The following is a 15,353-nucleotide window of genomic DNA, read 5'->3' on the forward strand; positions in this document are numbered from 1 at the left end:
GGGCACACTGCGCAGCGCGCAGGCGCAGGCCGCCGCGCATGCGCTCGCCGGCGCGCTCGGCGACTCCTACGAACCGCTCACCGTCGAGCGTCTCGACGACGTCGACGCGCTCGACATCGGCGGCGACGCGCTCGCGAAGCTCGCGCTCGCCGAGGACCGCGCCGGCTTCGCCACCGAAGTGCTCGCCGGCCGTTTCGCCGACGGAGCGGCCGAGGACGAGGCCACGGCGCGCCTCGTCAAGGACGGCGACCTGCTCGCGATGAGCGACAACCACAAGGAGACGGCGTCGCGGCTGATGCATCTGTCCGACGGGGCGAGGGACCTGCGCCGCAAGGTGTACGCGACGCAGGAGCTCACGGCGCACAGCGCGCAGGCCGTAGACCCGGCGACCGGCCTGCGCGCGAACACCGTCGCCATCCTGGAGATCGACTGCGCGCGCGACGAGCTCACGGCCTTCGACTCCTCCGCGCATGTCGACTACGCGACGATGTCCTCGCCGCGGCGCACGCAGATGCGCGCCGCGCTGGCGCAGTTGTCGATGCTCATCGCGACGCACGCGTACACGGCCTTCACTCTCGGCTACCCCCGCACCGACGACGTCCTCTTCGGTTGATCCGCGTCATCCGCAAACGCGGTCTCCGGTCGCGACATGCCGAGGATTTGACGTGGACGCAACCTGTGCCATAATGAACAAGTTGCTTGATTGCAGCGAATGGATGAGTGTCCGAGCGGTCTAAGGAGCACGCCTCGAAAGCGTGTGAGGGCAACCCCCTCCGCGAGTTCGAATCTCGCCTCATCCGCCATCAGGGTTTCCGGCTTCGCCCGGAAGCCCTTTTTTCATGCCATTCCCGGTCCCCTGACACCCAGACAGCGCGCCTTGCGCCCTGCACTGTCCCGCCCCGCGCACCCATACGCCCCGCAGGTCAGTCCTCCGGCAATGTGCGGCGCGCGCGGATCGCCTCGGCGCGCGCCGCCAGCTCGTCGTCGGCCGGGTATGCGATGTGCTCGAGCGTCAGCCCCTGCGGAGCGATCGGCCCGGTCGAGCCTTCGCGCAGCGGCACCGCCATCTTGCCGGCGAACCAGTCGACGCTGCGTTTGCCCATCCCCACCTGCACACAGGCGCCGACGAGCGAGCGCACCATGTTGCGCGCGAACGCGTCGGCGACGATCGTGAGGCACAGCAGCCCCGATTCGACGTCCGGCGTCCGGTAGCGCTCCCCCATGCCGGCGTCGAGCAGCGGACGCGCCGGCACGCGCGCCCAATACGCGGTCTTCACGTCGCGGATCGTCGTCCCTCCCGGATTCGCGATGGCGAAGGAGCCGAAGTCGTGCAGCCCGAGCGTCAATGCGGCGGCCTCGTTCATCCGCGCGACGTCGAGCGCGCGGTCGGTGCGCCATACGAAGTCCTTGAGCCGTGGATCCCATGGTGCATCGGCGTCGGCGATCCGGTACACGTAGGTGCGTTCGAGCGCGGAGAAGCGCGCGTCGAAGCCGTCCGGCGCGACGGTGACGTCATGGATGGCGATGTCGTCGGGCATCATGCGCGACAGCCTCGTCGCCAGCGCCTGCACCGGCGTGAGCCGCATATGCCCGACGCACCGTGCGAGCGAGGCGTCGTCGACGTCGATATGGCAGACCTGATGCGAGGCGTGCACGCCGGCGTCGGTGCGGCCGGCGACGGTCAGCCGAGGCGCGACGGCGCCGCCATGCGATCCGAGGATCCTGCCCAAGGCCTCCTCGATCGTCCCCTGCACCGTCCTGCCCTGCGGCTGCACCGCCCAGCCGTGGAAGGCGGCGCCGTTGTATGCCAGATCGATTCGTAAGCGCGTCACAGGGCGAGCTTAGCAAATGCGCCGGCCTCCCCTTCAGCGTCCGTGGCGCCTGCGTAGCCCGGAGAAGGCGTACCAGCCCGGGACGAGCGTCATGCCGGCGAGCAGCGCGGACAGCGTGAATACGTTCCAGAAGCCGTCCGCTCCGGTGATCGGCATCACCGGCGTCGTTCCTGCGGCCACTAGCTCGTAGCGCACGACGCTGCCGTTGTAGTCGTACCGGGCCGTCGTGTCCCACTGCGCGGTGCCGGCCGGATAGCCGCCCGGATACCGCGCGGTCGTGTCGCCGACGATCCGGATGGACTCCAGATCGTAACCGGAGGGCACGAGGTCGCCCTCCTTGGCCTTGAGTTCATCCAAGGTCTGCGGGAAGTCGCTCTTCGCGAACACGTCCTGGTTGTTCCTGTAATGCCTGGTCAGGTTCTCCAGCGGCACGACGCGCTCGGCGCCGGAGGCGTCGACGTACGCCAGCTGTGCGGTGATCGTCGACTTGCCGGTGACGGTGATCGTGGGCGTGCGCTCGTCGCCGGCACGGTAGAGGAGCGGGGCCAGCCGCAGCCCGGAGATGTACAGGCCGGATTCCACCGACTCGCTTTTGCCGGCGTCGACGGCGAGCGTGGGATCGATGCCGTGGAGGATGAAATGCCCGGCCACCGTGTTGCTCGCCAGCTGCGGTACCTTGATGAGCACCGAACGGATCGCCCCCCAGTCGGTGACGTGCGCCGCGTCCACGTAGGAAGTCGTGTCGGGCACCGCCGTCGCGCTCAACGCGGCCGGCGCCGTGGAATAGGCGACCGTCGTGCCGTCCGGGACGACCGATCGGTCCGTCGTCGCCGTGACGGGTCCCGTCAACCGTATGCCGAAGCCATCGCCGCCGCCGTCGGGCAGGTTGATGAACTGCCGCAGATCCTGCTGCACGACCGACGATCCGTTGTTGATGACGACTTCGACGTTCATCTCGCGTGCGTCGCTGAATGTGTTCGTCGCGGCGATGTCGTTCGATTCGCCGTTGCGGCTGAACATCACGTCGAGGTTGCCCTGCACCTGCGTCGTGCTCATCAGGATCCTCGCGGCGTTCACCGACCAGCTGCCGCCGCCGACCTCGTAGAGGTCCGTCGTCCTGTGCTCGACCCATGTGGGGTTCCATGAGGGGGCGCTCGTGTCGACCTTCCGGTTCGTCATCTGCGTCGTGGGGCTGTATACATAGATCGAGTACGGGTAGACGCCGGTCGTCGCGTCGCCGAGGATCGACAGCCACGCCTGCGTGTTCGCGCCCTCGTTGCAGTTGAACCAGTAGCCTGTGCCGTGGTAGCTGATCTTGACGACCTCGCGCCCGTCACTGGCCTGGAATTCGCTGACCTTCGGCGTCGGGCTCGTGCCGGCGTTGGAGTTGAGCGTCGTCAGCCCCTTCTGGCGGTTGTAGACGGTGCCCGCCGGCAGCACGTAGTAGAACTCCGGTTCGTAGATCGTCGGCGTCGTGCCGCCGTAGCTCTGGTAGACCGAGAGGTATCCCGATTCGAGATCACCCGGCTCCTTGCTCGTCTGCCAGCCGAAGGGCTGCAACGCCGCGCGCAGCTGGCTCGGCACGATCACCTGCTGCGTGACGGAGGCCTGCACCGAGAACTGGACGAAACGCCGGGAATCCGCATCCCATTGGAACGCCTTCTCGGGATCGGTCATCGAGATCGACGTGACCAGGTCATCGCCGCGCTTGACCGGCGCGCCGTCGTCGTACCGGGCGGCGAGCGTGCCCTGCAGATACAGCATGACCCTGCCCGCGCAGTTCGCGTTGTCGTCGGCGAGCGTCGTGCATGAGGACGCGTCGGCCGTGTGCGCGCCGGCCATCAGCAGGTTCGGATACAGCTTGGCGGTGCGGATCGGCGAATCCTTGACGCGTGTGATCGTGCCGCCAGCCGGCACGGTGCCGCTCTGCCGCGTGCCGTCGGCCAACGTGAGCTCGTAGCGGTACGAGGTCAGTCCCTTGAGATCGACGGCGCTCGCCGGCGTGACGATCGCCGTGGCGTCGAAGCCGCTGGGGACGTCCATCGTGATCACGGCGTCCTCGAGATCTTCGGGGCTGTTGTTCGCGAACCCCGCGAAGGCGAGCGTCGTCAGATGGCTTGGATCGGTGAGCAGGATGTCGTCGTCCGTGTTGTTGCCCGCGATCGTCGTCTTGAGGCACTGCCCGCCCGCGACGGGGCACAACCCCTTCTGGTCGCTCGAACGCAGCTGTTCGCTCCAGTCGTCCGGAAGCGTCTTGCGCAGATGGCGCGTGGCGCCTTGGGCGTCCACATACGTCTGGTCGATGGTGATGTCGCCCGAGGCGGTGAAGGTCTGCGTGGCCGTTGTGTTCTGCGCGTTGATGCGGCCTACCAGATAGTATCCCGGCTTGCTCTCGTAGCCCTGCGCGCCGCTGCCCTTCGGCACGCTGATGATGATGTCGTGGCCCTCGCCGCCCGGCTGGCTGATCGTCGTGTCGTCGTCGAAGGCGTTCTTCGCCGCGGTGGCGTCCGTGTTGAGGACGAAGTGTGGCGGCGTCGGAATCGTGATCGTCGTGCCGTAGTTGACCGCCGAGTTCACCTGTGCGGAAGCGTAGGACGTGTCGTCCCGCACGCCGTCGACCTCGTTCACGTCGAAACGGTAGGTGTAGTCGGTCTTGCCGTTGACGGCGGGGACCGACGTCTGGTCCGGCGATGTGCGTACGGGCGCCTTCGGCGACATCGCCGGCTTCACGTACTGCGTGATCGTCAGGGACGGCATCTGCTCGGGCTGCGTCATCGTCTTCCTGCGGCAGGTCCAGCTGATCGTCCGCGTCGATTCGCCGATGATCGTCATCGGCACGGACTGCGAGGTGTAGTTGTTGATCGCCGCCAGGTTCACCGACAGTTCGACGGACGCCGACGCGGTCGTGAAGTCGATCGAGAACACGACGGCGTCGTTCGTCTCGGTTCTGGTCACGGTGCCGATGTCGGCCGGCAGGTCGTCGCCGGGGCCTATGGAGTAAGTGCCCGCATAGGATGAGGATTTCGGGATGGTGACGGTATAGGTCGTGCCCGCCTCGCCCACGACGGCGAGCGTCAGCGTGATGCCCGAAGGCGCGTCGGCCACGTTGCCGATCCGGTTCGCGCTCAGATACAGCTTCGCCTTGCCGTCCGCGCTGACCGCCGTCAACGCGGCGTCATCGGACGGCCCGTCGCCGGCTGACGCCCCATCGGCGAGGAGGGCGGCGTGCGGCGATGCCATATGCGCCGCGTCATGACGCGGCTCCACGCCATACGCCGTATAGGAGAGGAATCCCAGTATCGCCGTCATCGCGATGGCCATCAGGGCTGCGATGAGGCGACGGCACCTCGAGACGCGCATTCCGGTCTGCTCCCTGTATCCGTTCATAGTCGCTTCCAATCTGGACCACTATGCAACATTGTCGTGCGATGCGCCGTATCCCCGGCATCGTTCGTCTATGGGGATAAGCCCGGCAACGATCGCCCCGATCGTCTAGGATGATGCGCCCACGGCACGCCAAACAAAAAGGGCCAGCACCTTGAAAGGTGCTGACCCTCACACGGTCAGTGGACCGGACTCACTCGGCGTTCTCGGCCTCGTTCGTCTCGGTCTCGGCCGGAGCCTCAACCGGGGCCTCTTCCTTGGCGGCGACCTTCGTCGCGGCCTCGGCTTCCTTGACGACCGCCTTCTTCGGGCTCACCGGCTCGGTGACGAGCGCGATGATCGCGGCGGGAGCGGAATCGCCCTTGCGCGGGGCGATCTTGACGATGCGGGTGTAGCCGCCCTCACGCTGTTCCATCTGCTCGGCGATCTCGGTGAAGAGCTTGTGCACGACGGACTTGTTGCGGATGACGCGCATCACACGACGGCGCGAGTGCAGATCGCCGCGCTTCGCGAAGGTGATCAGGCGCTCGGCGAGCGGACGGAGGCGCTTGGCCTTCGGCAGCGTCGTCGTGATGCGGCCGTGCTCGAACAGGCTGGTGGCCATGTTCGCGAGCATCAGGCGCTCGTGTGCCGGGCTGGAAGCCAGACGTGGGCCTTTCTTAGGTGTAGGCATTGTTTCTCCTTGCATGCCCCGCCGGACTCAGGTGGGCAGCTGCCCGAACATCCGAGACCGGCGAAGCGGTGGTTGTGTCGAAAGGGGGTCGGTCTCACTCGTCCTCAGGCGAGAAGAAGGTGCCACCTTCGAGGTTGCTGGTATCGAAGCCGAGCGGCGAGGCCTTGAGCGACAGTCCCAGGGACTGGAGCTTCTCCTTGACCTCATCGATGGACTTCATACCGAAATTACGGATGTCGAGCAGATCCTGCTCCGTGTGGTTGACCAGTTCGCCGACCGTGTGGATGCCTTCACGCTTGAGGCAGTTGTAGCTGCGCTGCGTGAGGTTGAGATCCTCGATCGGGACGGCCATCTCCGGATCGGCCTCCTCCACGACGGGGGCCGGACCGACCTCGACGCCCTCGGCCTGCGTGTTGAGCTCACGGCACAGGCCGAAGAGCTCCACGAGCGTCGAGCCAGCGGAAGCGACGGCGTCGCGCGGGGAGATGGCCGGCTTGGTCTCCACATCCAGAATGAGCCGGTCGAAATCGGTGCGCTGTTCGACGCGCGTCGCCTCGACCTTGTAGCTCACCTTGAGCACCGGCGAATAGATGGAATCGACCGGGATGCGGCCGATCTCATCACCATCCTGCTTGTTCATCTGCGCCGGGACGTAACCGCGGCCCCGCTCGACCGTGAACTCGATCTCGAGTTCGCCGTCGTCGGCGAGGGTGGCGATGTGCATCTCCGGATTGGCGATCGTGACGCCGGCCGGCGGGGTGATGTCCCCCGCGGTGGCCTCACCCTTGCCGCTCTTGCGCAGATACATGACAACGGGCTCGTCATATTCGCTCGTGAGCACGATGCCTTTGATGTTGAGCAGGATCTCAGTGACGTCTTCCTCAACTCCCGGCAGAGTGGTGAACTCGTGCAGGGCACCGGAAATACGCACCGACGTGACTGCCGCTCCCGGAATCGAGCTCAAGAGGGTACGGCGAAGCGAGTTGCCAAGCGTGTAGCCGAAGCCCGGCTCGAGTGGCTCGATGATGAAACGGGAACGCTGAGGGTTGAGCGATTCCTCGGTAAGTGTCGGACGCTGTGCGATAAGCACTGTGTTATCCTTTCAGCTTCGGCCGATGGTGCACTCATCGGCCTCAAGCGGCTCTATGGATGGTTTGGTCTAGTGCTCAGACGTGGCGACGCTTCGGAGGACGCACGCCGTTGAAAGCCACCGGCGTCGCATCGGTGATCGAACCGACTTCGAGACCTGCGGACTGCAGGGAGCGGATGGCGGTCTCGCGACCGGAACCCGGGCCCTTGACGAAGACATCGACCTTCTTGACGCCGTGCTCCATGGCCTTGCGGGCCGCGGATTCGGCTGCCATGCCGGCGGCGTACGGCGTGGACTTGCGGGAGCCCTTGAAACCGACGTCGCCACCGGACGCCCAGGACACAACCGCGCCGGACGGATCGGTGATGGAGATGATGGTGTTGTTGAACGTTGACTTGATGTGCGCCTGACCGACCGGGATCGACTTGCGATCGCGGCGACGAGTCTTGCGCGCAGCCTGCTTTTGAGCTGCCATTGACCCTCGTTTCCTTGTAACGAACTCTTGGTTGATTTGGCGCGGCGATGGTGTGAGCCGTGGCCGCGACCCGGGGCTCACCTATTACTTGGTGGCCTTCTTCTTTCCGGCGACCGTGCGCTTCGGTCCCTTACGGGTACGCGCATTGGTCTTGGTACGCTGTCCGCGGACCGGGAGTCCCTTACGGTGACGCATGCCCTGGTAGCAGTTGATCTGAATCTTACGACGGATATCGGCGTCGATCTCACGACGCAGATCGCCTTCGATCTTGTAGTTGGACTCGAGGTAATCACGCAGCGTGATCAGCTGCTCATCCGTCAGATCCTTGACGCGGGTGTCCGGGTTGATTCCGGTCGCGGCAAGGGTTTCCTTCGCACGAGTGCGGCCCACACCGAAGATGTAGGTCAGCGCGATCTCGATGCGCTTGTCATTGGGGATGTCGACTCCGGCAAGACGTGCCATTGCGATTCCTTCTGTTTCACGCAGGTCTTGCACCGAGTCTCCCGGTTTCCCGGCCCGGGCCTGCGCTCCCGGGGTTCAGTCCGATGGGACTGTGACTTAGTGCCTGGATTGGTGTGCCGCTGGGTCTGCTCAGCCCTGACGCTGCTTGTGACGCGGGTTGGTGCAGATCACCATGACGCGGCCGTGACGACGGATCACACGGCAGTTCTCGCAGATCCTCTTCACACTTGGGCTAACCTTCATGGTTGTTCCTTACTTTGGTTGTACCTTACTTGTAGCGGTACGTAATCCGACCACGATTGAGATCGTATGGGCTCATCTCAAGCACGACGCGATCCTGTGGCAGGATGCGGATGTAGTTCTTGCGCATCTTGCCCGAGATCGTCGCCAGCACGATGTGCTTGTTCTCCAGTTCGACGCGGAACATCGCGTTCGGCAATGCCTCGACGACTCGTCCTTCGACTTCAATCACACCGTCTTTTGCCATAATCCCGATTCCATTCGATGATCGACTTACTGCTGTGTCCGAAGACACACCAAATTGCAAGAATACACGAAACGACCCGAGATTCAAATACGGCGTGTCGTATTACGTCCCGCCGTGCACAACTGACGCCGCTCCCCCGCTATTCCCGGCGCATGCCGCTGCCCTCCCCCGATGCCCGCATATGCGACGACGTGCGCGGCGCCCGCGTCCGAAGACCGCGGCGTCGCGCACGTCGTGAGTCGTCATCGTGTGCGTGCGGCAGGCGCTCAGCTCGCCTTGACGTTCGCGTCGAGCTTCTCGATGATCGTCTGCGAGATCGCGTCGACGTCGCCGACGCCGTCGACGGTGATGAGCAGGCCGCGTTCCTTGTAGATGCCGAGCAGCGGGGCCGTCTCCTTCTCATAGGTCTCGAGACGCTTCGCGATGACCTCCGGCGTGTCGTCGGAGCGGCCCTGCTCCTTCGCGCGCTTGGCCATACGCTCGAGAAGCACGTCGCGGCCCGCCTCGAGCGCAACGACGGCGTCGAGGGACTGGCCGAGCTCGGCGAGCATCGCGTCGAGCGCCTCGACCTGCGCCGCGTTGCGCGGATAGCCGTCGAGGATCCAGCCGTTGACGGTGTCGTCCATCGCGAGGCGATCCTTGACGATCGTGTTCGTCAGCGAGTCCGGCACGAGTTCGCCCTTGTCCGTGTAGGACAGCGCCTCGAGGCCGAGCGGCGTCTTGTTTTTGATGTTGTATCGGAAGATGTCGCCGGTCGAGATCGCCGGGATGTCGTAATGGGTGGCGAGCAGCGCGGCCTGCGTGCCCTTGCCGACGCCCTGGGGTCCCATGATGAGAAGACGCATGCGTGGTGTCCTTTCGTTGTCGCATTGCTGGATGAATCCACGTCAAGCATACTCGGACGCAGGAATGCATGGGGGCGCCGCGCATGCGCGGCGCCCCCATGTCAGGACGTCATCGCAGGCCGATCACTTGCCTTCGATGTGCTCGTTGTTCTCGAACAGGAATCCGGCGTACTGGTACTGCTCGGTCTGGGCCTTCGCCTGACGCAGCGTGTCGAGGCCGACGCCGGCGATGATCAGGATCGTCGTACCGCCGAAGGGCAGCTGCGTGTTGAGGTTGAGCGCCATGATGAGCACGGTCGGCAGCAGCGCGACGAAGAGCAGGTAGACGGCGCCGACGGTGTTGAGTCGGTTGATGACGTACTTGAGGTAGCGCGCCGTCGCGTTGCCCGCGCGGATGCCCGGGATGAAGCCGCCGTACTGCTTCATGTTGTCGGCGGTCTCGTCCGGGTTGAACGTGATCTCGGTGTAGAAGAACGTGAAGAACACGATCATCAGCGCGTACAGCAGGATGTACCACAGCGTCGTCGAGTTCGCGAGGTTCGTGTTGATCCACTGGACCCAGCCCGCGTCGGACTTGCCGAACTGCGCGATGAGCGTCGGGATCGCGAGGATCGACGAGGCGAAGATCGGCGGGATGACACCGCTCATGTTGATCTTGAGCGGCAGGTAGGTCGAGGAGCCGCCGTACATCTTGCGGCCGATCATGCGGCGCGTGTACTGCACCGGGATGCGGCGCTGCGAAAGCTCGACGTAGTTGACGAAGACCATGATGACGAGCAGGACGCCGGTGACGATCGCGAACTTGCCCCAGTTGCCGTCGGAGCCGTTCGTGCCGTAGCCGATCTGCCACAGCTGCGGCAGGAAGCCGGAGCAGATGGACAGGAAGATGAGGATCGACATGCCCTGGCCGATGCCCTTCTCGGTGATGAGCTCGGCCATCCACATGATCAGGCCGGTGCCGCCGGTCATGACGAGGACCATGACGACGAGCGTCCAGATCGAACCGTCCGGGATGATGTTCGGGCACTGGTAGTTGAAGAGCGCGCCGGACTTCGCGGTGACGACGATCGTCGTCGACTGCAGGATCGCCAGGCCGATCGTCAGGTAACGCGTGTACTGCGTGAGCTTCGCCTCGCCCGACTGGCCTTCTTTGTGCAGCGTCTCGAATCGCGGGATGACGACGCGCAGCAGCTGGATGACGATCGACGCGGTGATGTACGGCATGACGCCGAGTGCGAAGATGGACAGCTGGAGCATCGCGCCGCCGGAGAACAGGTTGACCAGTCCGATGAAGTTCTCGGAGCCGGTGCTCGCCGTGCATGCACGCACGGCCTGCTCGCTGACGCCCGGGGCGGGGATGAACGCGCCGATGCGGTAAATGATGATCATGCCAAGGACGAAGAAGATCTTCTTCCTCAGTTCCTTGGTTCGGAAGGCCTGGATTAATGTCCTCACCTTGGGTTCCCTCCATGTCTGGTACGAACTCGCTCGCACACGGTCGAAAAACACACTCTAGGGGAAGAGTTTATCCCATCGTGTCTACCGGTTGCGGCGTCGCTTCCAAAATCTATAGAATTTCCGCACATTTCGTATACCGAGAACGTTCGCAGTCATGCCGCGGCCATTCCGGCATGCGGGCGTCGGCGCCCGCGGATGAGCCTCATCGGCGATGTGAATCTGTCCGGATAGTGGGCCGGATAACGATATGGTCCCCTCCCGCGATGCGTGGAGGGGACCATATCGACAGTATCGGTCAGGCCGGGACCGCGGCCCCGGCCGACCTCAATCAGTCTTCGCTGATCGAGCCACCGGCGGCTTCGATCTTCGCCTTGGCGGAAGCGGAGGCCTTGACACCCTTGATGGTGAAGGCCACCGTCGTCTCACCCTCGCCGAGGACCTTGACCGGACGGTTGGCGCGGACGGCACCCTTGGCCACGAGATCGGCCACGGTGACGTCGCCACCCTGCGGGAAGAGCTCCGCGAGGGTGCTGATGTTGACGACCTGGTACTCGGTCTTGAACGGGCTGCGGAAGCCGCGGAGCTTCGGCAGGCGCATGTAGAGCGGCAGCTGGCCACCTTCGAAGCCAGGACGAACCTGGTAGCGCTTCTTGGTGCCCTTGTCGCCACGACCCGAGGTCTTGCCCTTCGAGCCTTCGCCACGACCGACGCGAATGCGGTCCTTCTTGGCGCCCGGAGCCGGACGGAGGTCATGCATCTGCAGAATGTTGTTCTCTTCAGCCATGATCACTCAGCCTCCTCGACCTTGACCAGATGACGCACGACGTTGATGAGGCCGCGCGTCGTCGAATTGTCTTCACGGACGACGCTCTGGCCGATCTTGCGAAGGGCCAGCGTCTGCACGGTCGCACGCTGCTTCGGGTTCGCACCGCAGACACCGTGCACGAGCGTGATCTTGAGATTAGCCATCACTCACCATCCTTTGCGGCAGCCTGGGCTTCCTCGCGGGCCTTGCGGGCCTCGGCGATGCCGGCCGCACGAGAGCGGAGCAGCGCATCCGGCGCGACTTCCTGCACGGACAGTCCACGACGGGCCGCGATCTCCTCGGGCTCTTCGAGCTGCTTGAGGGCGTCGACGGTCGCGCGAACCACGTTGACCGCGGTCGACGAACCCATCGACTTCGTCAGGACGTCGGTGATGCCTGCGCATTCCATGACGGCGCGCACCGCGGAGCCGGCGATGACGCCGGTACCCGGAGCGGCCGGGCGAAGCATGACGACGCCGGCGTGGTCGCGACCGGTGACCGGGTGGGTCACGGTGCCGCGCACGCGCGGGACGTTGAACAGATGCTTCTTGGCGTCCAGCTGGCCCTTGGCGATCGCCGCCGGGACCTCACGGGACTTGCCGTAGCCGACGCCGACGGTGCCGTTGCCGTCACCGACGACGACGAGCGCGGCGAAGCTGAACGTACGGCCGCCCTTGTGGGTCTTGGACACGCGGTTGATCGTCACGACGCGATCGAGCATCTCGTCGCCGCGGTTCTCCTCGCGACGGTTGCGACGCTCGCCACGACGGCCTTCACCACGCTGTCCGCGACGGTTCCTGCGGTCGTCGTTGTTGGACTCGGCGGTTGCCTGAGTGTTCTGAGTTTCTTCAGCCACCTGGGTTTCCTTTTCGTTGTCGCTCACAGTGCCAGACCTCCCTCGCGGGCGCCATCAGCGACGGCTGCGACGCGACCATGGTACATGTTGCCGCCACGGTCGAAGACGACCGCGGTGATGCCCGCATCCTGTGCCTTCTTGGCGATCAGGAGGCCGACCTGCTTGGCCGCTTCGGTCTTCGTGCCCTCGAAGTCGGCGAAATCGCTCATCAGCGTGGATTCGCTGACGATCGTCTTGCCGATCGTGTCATCGACGATCTGGGCGACCATGTGGCGGTTGGAACGCGTGACCACCAGACGCGGGAGCTCGGCGGTGCCGCTGATGCGCTTGCGGATACGAGCGTGGCGACGCTTCAGCGCGACCTTCTTGCCTTTACCGTAGATCTTGACGCTCATATCACTTACCAGCCTTTCCAGCCTTGCGACGGATGCGCTCGTCCGAGTACTTGATGCCCTTGCCCTTGTAGGGTTCCGGGGCACGAAGCTTGCGGATGTTCGCGGCGACCTGGCCGACGACCTGCTTGTCGGTGCCCTTGACGATCACCTGGTTCGGGTTCGGCAGTTCGAACTCGATGCCCTCCGGCGGCTCAACGGTGATGGTGTGGGAGTAACCGAGCGAGAACTCGATGCCCTTGCCCTTCATCTGAGCGCGGTAACCGGTGCCGACGATGTCGAGGCTCTTCGTGTAGCCGTCGTGCACACCCTTGACCATCGAGGCCATGATCGAGCGGGCGAGGCCGTGCTTCGCACGGGTCGGACGCAGATCGTCGTTCGCGCTCACGATGAGCTCGTCGCCTTCGACCTTGGCGGTGATGCCTTCAGGGATGGTGTAGGAGTCGGAGCCCTTCGGTCCCTTGACCGTGAACTCCTGACCGTTGATCGTGATCTCATCGCCCGACGGAATGGTGATCGGGAGCTTGCCGATATGTGATGCCATTGTTCAGCTCTCCTTTCTCACCAAACGTAGGCGACGATCTCGCCGCCGATGCCCCGGTCGAGGCATTCCTTCTGAGTCATCAGTCCCGAGCTTGTCGAGATGATGGCGATTCCGAGACCACCGAGCGGCATCGGCAGCGCGTCGGACTTCGCGTAGCGGCGAAGGCCCGGCTTCGAGATGCGCTTGATGCCCTGGATGGAACGCTCGCCGTTCGGGCCGTACTTGAGCGTGAGCTCGAGCGTCTGGCCGACGCGGGCCTCCTTGGCGGTGAAGTCAGCGATGTAGCCTTCACGCTTGAGGATCTCGGCGATGTTCTTCTTGAACTTGGAGTACGGCATATCCACGGTTTCGTGCTTGGCCGCGCTCGCATTACGCAGACGCGTAAGCATATCTGCGATCGGATCTGTCATTGTCATTTGGGCTAACGCCCTTTCTCGCCGTGGTTTCCGCCGCCCTTGGGACTGCATGCAGTCCTTCGGGGCCGCGGACCTTCAGCGTCGATATTTACCAACTGGACTTCGTGACGCCGGGCAGCTCGCCGCGGTGGGCCTTCTCGCGAAGGCAGATGCGGCAGAGGCCGAACTTGCGGTAGACCGAATGAGGACGGCCGCAGACCATGCAACGGGTGTACGCACGCACCTTGAACTTCGGCTTGCGCAGCGCCTTGACCTTAAGACACGTTTTTGCCATTTCAGTTCTCCTTGAACGGGAAGCCGAGCGCCTTGAGCAGCGCATAGGCCTCGTCGTCGCTCTTAGTGGTGGTCACCACGGTGATGTCCATGCCGCGCTGGTGATCGATCGAATCGGGATCGATCTCGTGGAACATGGACTGCTCGGTCAGACCGAAGTTGTAGTTGCCCTGACCGTCGAACTGGTGGCCGTTGATGCCGCGGAAATCGCGGATGCGCGGCAGCGCCAGCGTGAGAAGACGATCGAGGAACTCCCACATGCGGTCGCCGCGGAGCGTGACGTAGGCACCGATGGCCTGGCCCTCACGCAGATGGAACTGCGCGACGGACTTCTTGGCCTTCGTGATCTTCGGCTTCTGACCGGTGATCGCGGTGAGGTCACGCACGGCGCCTTCGATGAGCTTGGAGTCGCGAGCCGCGGCGCCGACGCCCATCGAGACGACGACCTTCTCGATGCGCGGGATCTGCATCGGGTTGTCGTGCTTGAATTCCTTCTCGAGTTCAGGGACGATGACGTCCTTGTACTCCTGCTTCAGGCGCGGAGTAACAGGCGCTTCGACGGTGATCTCTTCAACCACTTCGCTCATGCCAGCTCCTTTCCTGACTTCTTCGCAACGCGGACGCGCACGGTCTTGACCTTGCCGTCGCGTGCTTCTTCCTTGACGATGACGCCAACGCGCGTCGGCTGCTTGGTCTCGGGATCGATGACCATCACGTTGGAGCGATGGATCGGGGCCTCGACCTCGACGATGCCGGCCTGCTGACCCTGCTGGGTCGCGCGGACGTGCTTCTTGACGATCTGAACGCCTTCGACGATCAGACGGTCGTCCTTGAGCACACGCTTGACGGTGCCTTCCTTGCCGCGATCCTTGCCGCGGATGACCTTGACGAGGTCGCCGCTCTTAATCTTGGCTACCATTCTCAGATCACCTCCGGGGCGAGGGACACGATGCGCATGAAGCGCTTGTCGCGCAGTTCACGGCCGACCGGTCCGAAGATACGAGTGCCCTTCGGTTCACGGCCGGAGCCGAGAATGACGGCGGCGTTCTCGTCGAACTTGATGTAGGAGCCGTCGGCGCGACGGCGTTCCTTGACGGTACGGACGACGACGGCCTTGACGACGTCGCCCTTCTTGACGGAACCGTTAGGGATCGCATCCTTAACGGAGGCGACGATCACGTCGCCGATTCCAGCATAGCGTCGCTTCGATCCGCCGAGCACTCGGATGCACAGGAGTTCCTTCGCACCCGTGTTGTCGGCGACATGAAGCCGCGTTTCCTGTTGAATCATTGATTCTCCTTAGCCGAGCTGGTTCTCCCTGATCACCCGGTCCATCCTAGCGTAAGGATGGACCGGGTGAA

The 15,353-nt window shown here is 64.2% G+C and carries 21 protein-coding genes and 1 tRNA gene; 2 read left to right on the forward strand and 20 right to left on the reverse strand.

What is annotated here, in order from left to right:
- Positions 1-613, forward strand: a 613-nt coding sequence (locus tag B1400_RS09560) for a hypothetical protein (RefSeq protein WP_095612546.1), incomplete at its 5' end; no start/stop codon positions are given.
- A gap of 101 nt (positions 614-714) precedes the next feature.
- Positions 715-803 (forward strand) — tRNA-Ser (locus B1400_RS00425).
- A 120-nt stretch (positions 804-923) separates the two neighbouring features.
- Here the strand turns inward: B1400_RS00425 and B1400_RS00430 are convergent.
- The 20 genes from B1400_RS00430 to rplN form a co-directional block, all read right to left on the reverse strand.
- Entirely contained in the window at positions 924-1,832 is a 909-nt protein-coding gene (locus B1400_RS00430) for a tRNA pseudouridine synthase A (RefSeq protein ID WP_095612547.1), read from the reverse strand.
- Positions 1,833-1,865: 33 nt separating this feature from the next.
- Positions 1,866-5,219 carry a hypothetical protein gene (locus tag B1400_RS00435; RefSeq protein WP_095612548.1) on the reverse strand — a complete coding sequence of 1,118 codons (3,354 nt, stop codon included), beginning with the start codon at positions 5,217-5,219 and terminating at the stop codon, positions 1,866-1,868.
- 190 nt (positions 5,220-5,409) lie between these two features.
- The gene (gene rplQ / locus B1400_RS00440; RefSeq protein ID WP_095612549.1) at positions 5,410-5,889 is read right to left on the reverse strand and encodes a 50S ribosomal protein L17; all 480 of its coding nucleotides are present in this window, start codon (positions 5,887-5,889) and stop codon (positions 5,410-5,412) included.
- 94 nt (positions 5,890-5,983) lie between these two features.
- Positions 5,984-6,979, reverse strand: coding sequence for a DNA-directed RNA polymerase subunit alpha (locus B1400_RS00445; RefSeq protein WP_024540953.1), 996 nt, complete (start codon positions 6,977-6,979; stop codon positions 5,984-5,986).
- Between the two features lie 76 nt (positions 6,980-7,055).
- The gene (rpsK, locus tag B1400_RS00450) at positions 7,056-7,454 is read right to left on the reverse strand and encodes a 30S ribosomal protein S11 (protein ID WP_024540954.1); all 399 of its coding nucleotides are present in this window, start codon (positions 7,452-7,454) and stop codon (positions 7,056-7,058) included.
- A gap of 84 nt (positions 7,455-7,538) precedes the next feature.
- The gene (rpsM, locus tag B1400_RS00455) at positions 7,539-7,916 is read right to left on the reverse strand and encodes a 30S ribosomal protein S13 (protein WP_024540955.1); all 378 of its coding nucleotides are present in this window, start codon (positions 7,914-7,916) and stop codon (positions 7,539-7,541) included.
- 129 nt (positions 7,917-8,045) lie between these two features.
- Positions 8,046-8,159: a 50S ribosomal protein L36 gene (gene rpmJ / locus B1400_RS00460; protein ID WP_003814578.1), complete on the reverse strand. Its 114-nt coding sequence runs from the start codon at positions 8,157-8,159 to the stop codon at positions 8,046-8,048.
- A 25-nt stretch (positions 8,160-8,184) separates the two neighbouring features.
- Positions 8,185-8,403 (reverse strand): translation initiation factor IF-1, encoded by a 219-nt coding sequence (gene infA, locus B1400_RS00465; RefSeq protein WP_004268611.1) that lies wholly within the window; start codon positions 8,401-8,403, stop codon positions 8,185-8,187.
- Positions 8,404-8,669: 266 nt separating this feature from the next.
- On the reverse strand, positions 8,670-9,248 hold the full coding sequence (locus B1400_RS00470; protein WP_095612550.1) for an adenylate kinase: 579 nt from the start codon (positions 9,246-9,248) through the stop codon (positions 8,670-8,672).
- Positions 9,249-9,371: 123 nt separating this feature from the next.
- Positions 9,372-10,703, reverse strand: coding sequence for a preprotein translocase subunit SecY (secY, locus tag B1400_RS00475; protein ID WP_095612551.1), 1,332 nt, complete (start codon positions 10,701-10,703; stop codon positions 9,372-9,374).
- Between the two features lie 331 nt (positions 10,704-11,034).
- On the reverse strand, positions 11,035-11,490 hold the full coding sequence (gene rplO / locus B1400_RS00480) for a 50S ribosomal protein L15 (RefSeq protein WP_024540958.1): 456 nt from the start codon (positions 11,488-11,490) through the stop codon (positions 11,035-11,037).
- A gap of 2 nt (positions 11,491-11,492) precedes the next feature.
- On the reverse strand, positions 11,493-11,675 hold the full coding sequence (rpmD, locus tag B1400_RS00485) for a 50S ribosomal protein L30 (RefSeq protein WP_024540959.1): 183 nt from the start codon (positions 11,673-11,675) through the stop codon (positions 11,493-11,495).
- The gene (gene rpsE, locus B1400_RS00490; RefSeq protein WP_034247860.1) at positions 11,675-12,394 is read right to left on the reverse strand and encodes a 30S ribosomal protein S5; all 720 of its coding nucleotides are present in this window, start codon (positions 12,392-12,394) and stop codon (positions 11,675-11,677) included. The genes rpmD and rpsE overlap by 1 nt, the downstream gene beginning before the upstream one ends.
- Positions 12,391-12,762, reverse strand: a complete 372-nt coding sequence (gene rplR / locus B1400_RS00495) for a 50S ribosomal protein L18 (protein ID WP_024540961.1) — start codon at positions 12,760-12,762, stop codon at positions 12,391-12,393. The genes rpsE and rplR overlap by 4 nt, the downstream gene beginning before the upstream one ends.
- A gap of 1 nt (position 12,763) precedes the next feature.
- The gene (gene rplF, locus B1400_RS00500; RefSeq protein WP_095612552.1) at positions 12,764-13,303 is read right to left on the reverse strand and encodes a 50S ribosomal protein L6; all 540 of its coding nucleotides are present in this window, start codon (positions 13,301-13,303) and stop codon (positions 12,764-12,766) included.
- A 17-nt stretch (positions 13,304-13,320) separates the two neighbouring features.
- Positions 13,321-13,719 carry a 30S ribosomal protein S8 gene (gene rpsH, locus B1400_RS00505; protein ID WP_024540963.1) on the reverse strand — a complete coding sequence of 133 codons (399 nt, stop codon included), beginning with the start codon at positions 13,717-13,719 and terminating at the stop codon, positions 13,321-13,323.
- Positions 13,720-13,807: 88 nt separating this feature from the next.
- A complete protein-coding gene (locus B1400_RS00510) occupies positions 13,808-13,993 on the reverse strand; it encodes a type Z 30S ribosomal protein S14 (RefSeq protein WP_004268593.1) in 186 nt (61 codons plus the stop codon).
- Position 13,994: 1 nt separating this feature from the next.
- Positions 13,995-14,579 carry a 50S ribosomal protein L5 gene (gene rplE, locus B1400_RS00515; protein ID WP_095612553.1) on the reverse strand — a complete coding sequence of 195 codons (585 nt, stop codon included), beginning with the start codon at positions 14,577-14,579 and terminating at the stop codon, positions 13,995-13,997.
- Positions 14,576-14,911: a 50S ribosomal protein L24 gene (rplX, locus tag B1400_RS00520; protein WP_024540965.1), complete on the reverse strand. Its 336-nt coding sequence runs from the start codon at positions 14,909-14,911 to the stop codon at positions 14,576-14,578. The genes rplE and rplX overlap by 4 nt, the downstream gene beginning before the upstream one ends.
- A 2-nt stretch (positions 14,912-14,913) precedes the next feature.
- Positions 14,914-15,282 (reverse strand): 50S ribosomal protein L14, encoded by a 369-nt coding sequence (gene rplN, locus B1400_RS00525; protein ID WP_022858223.1) that lies wholly within the window; start codon positions 15,280-15,282, stop codon positions 14,914-14,916.
- Between the last annotated feature and the right edge of the window lie 71 nt (positions 15,283-15,353).

The sequence above is a fragment of the Bifidobacterium italicum genome (assembly GCF_002286915.1).
Classification (GTDB): Bacteria; Actinomycetota; Actinomycetes; order Actinomycetales; family Bifidobacteriaceae; genus Bifidobacterium; species Bifidobacterium italicum.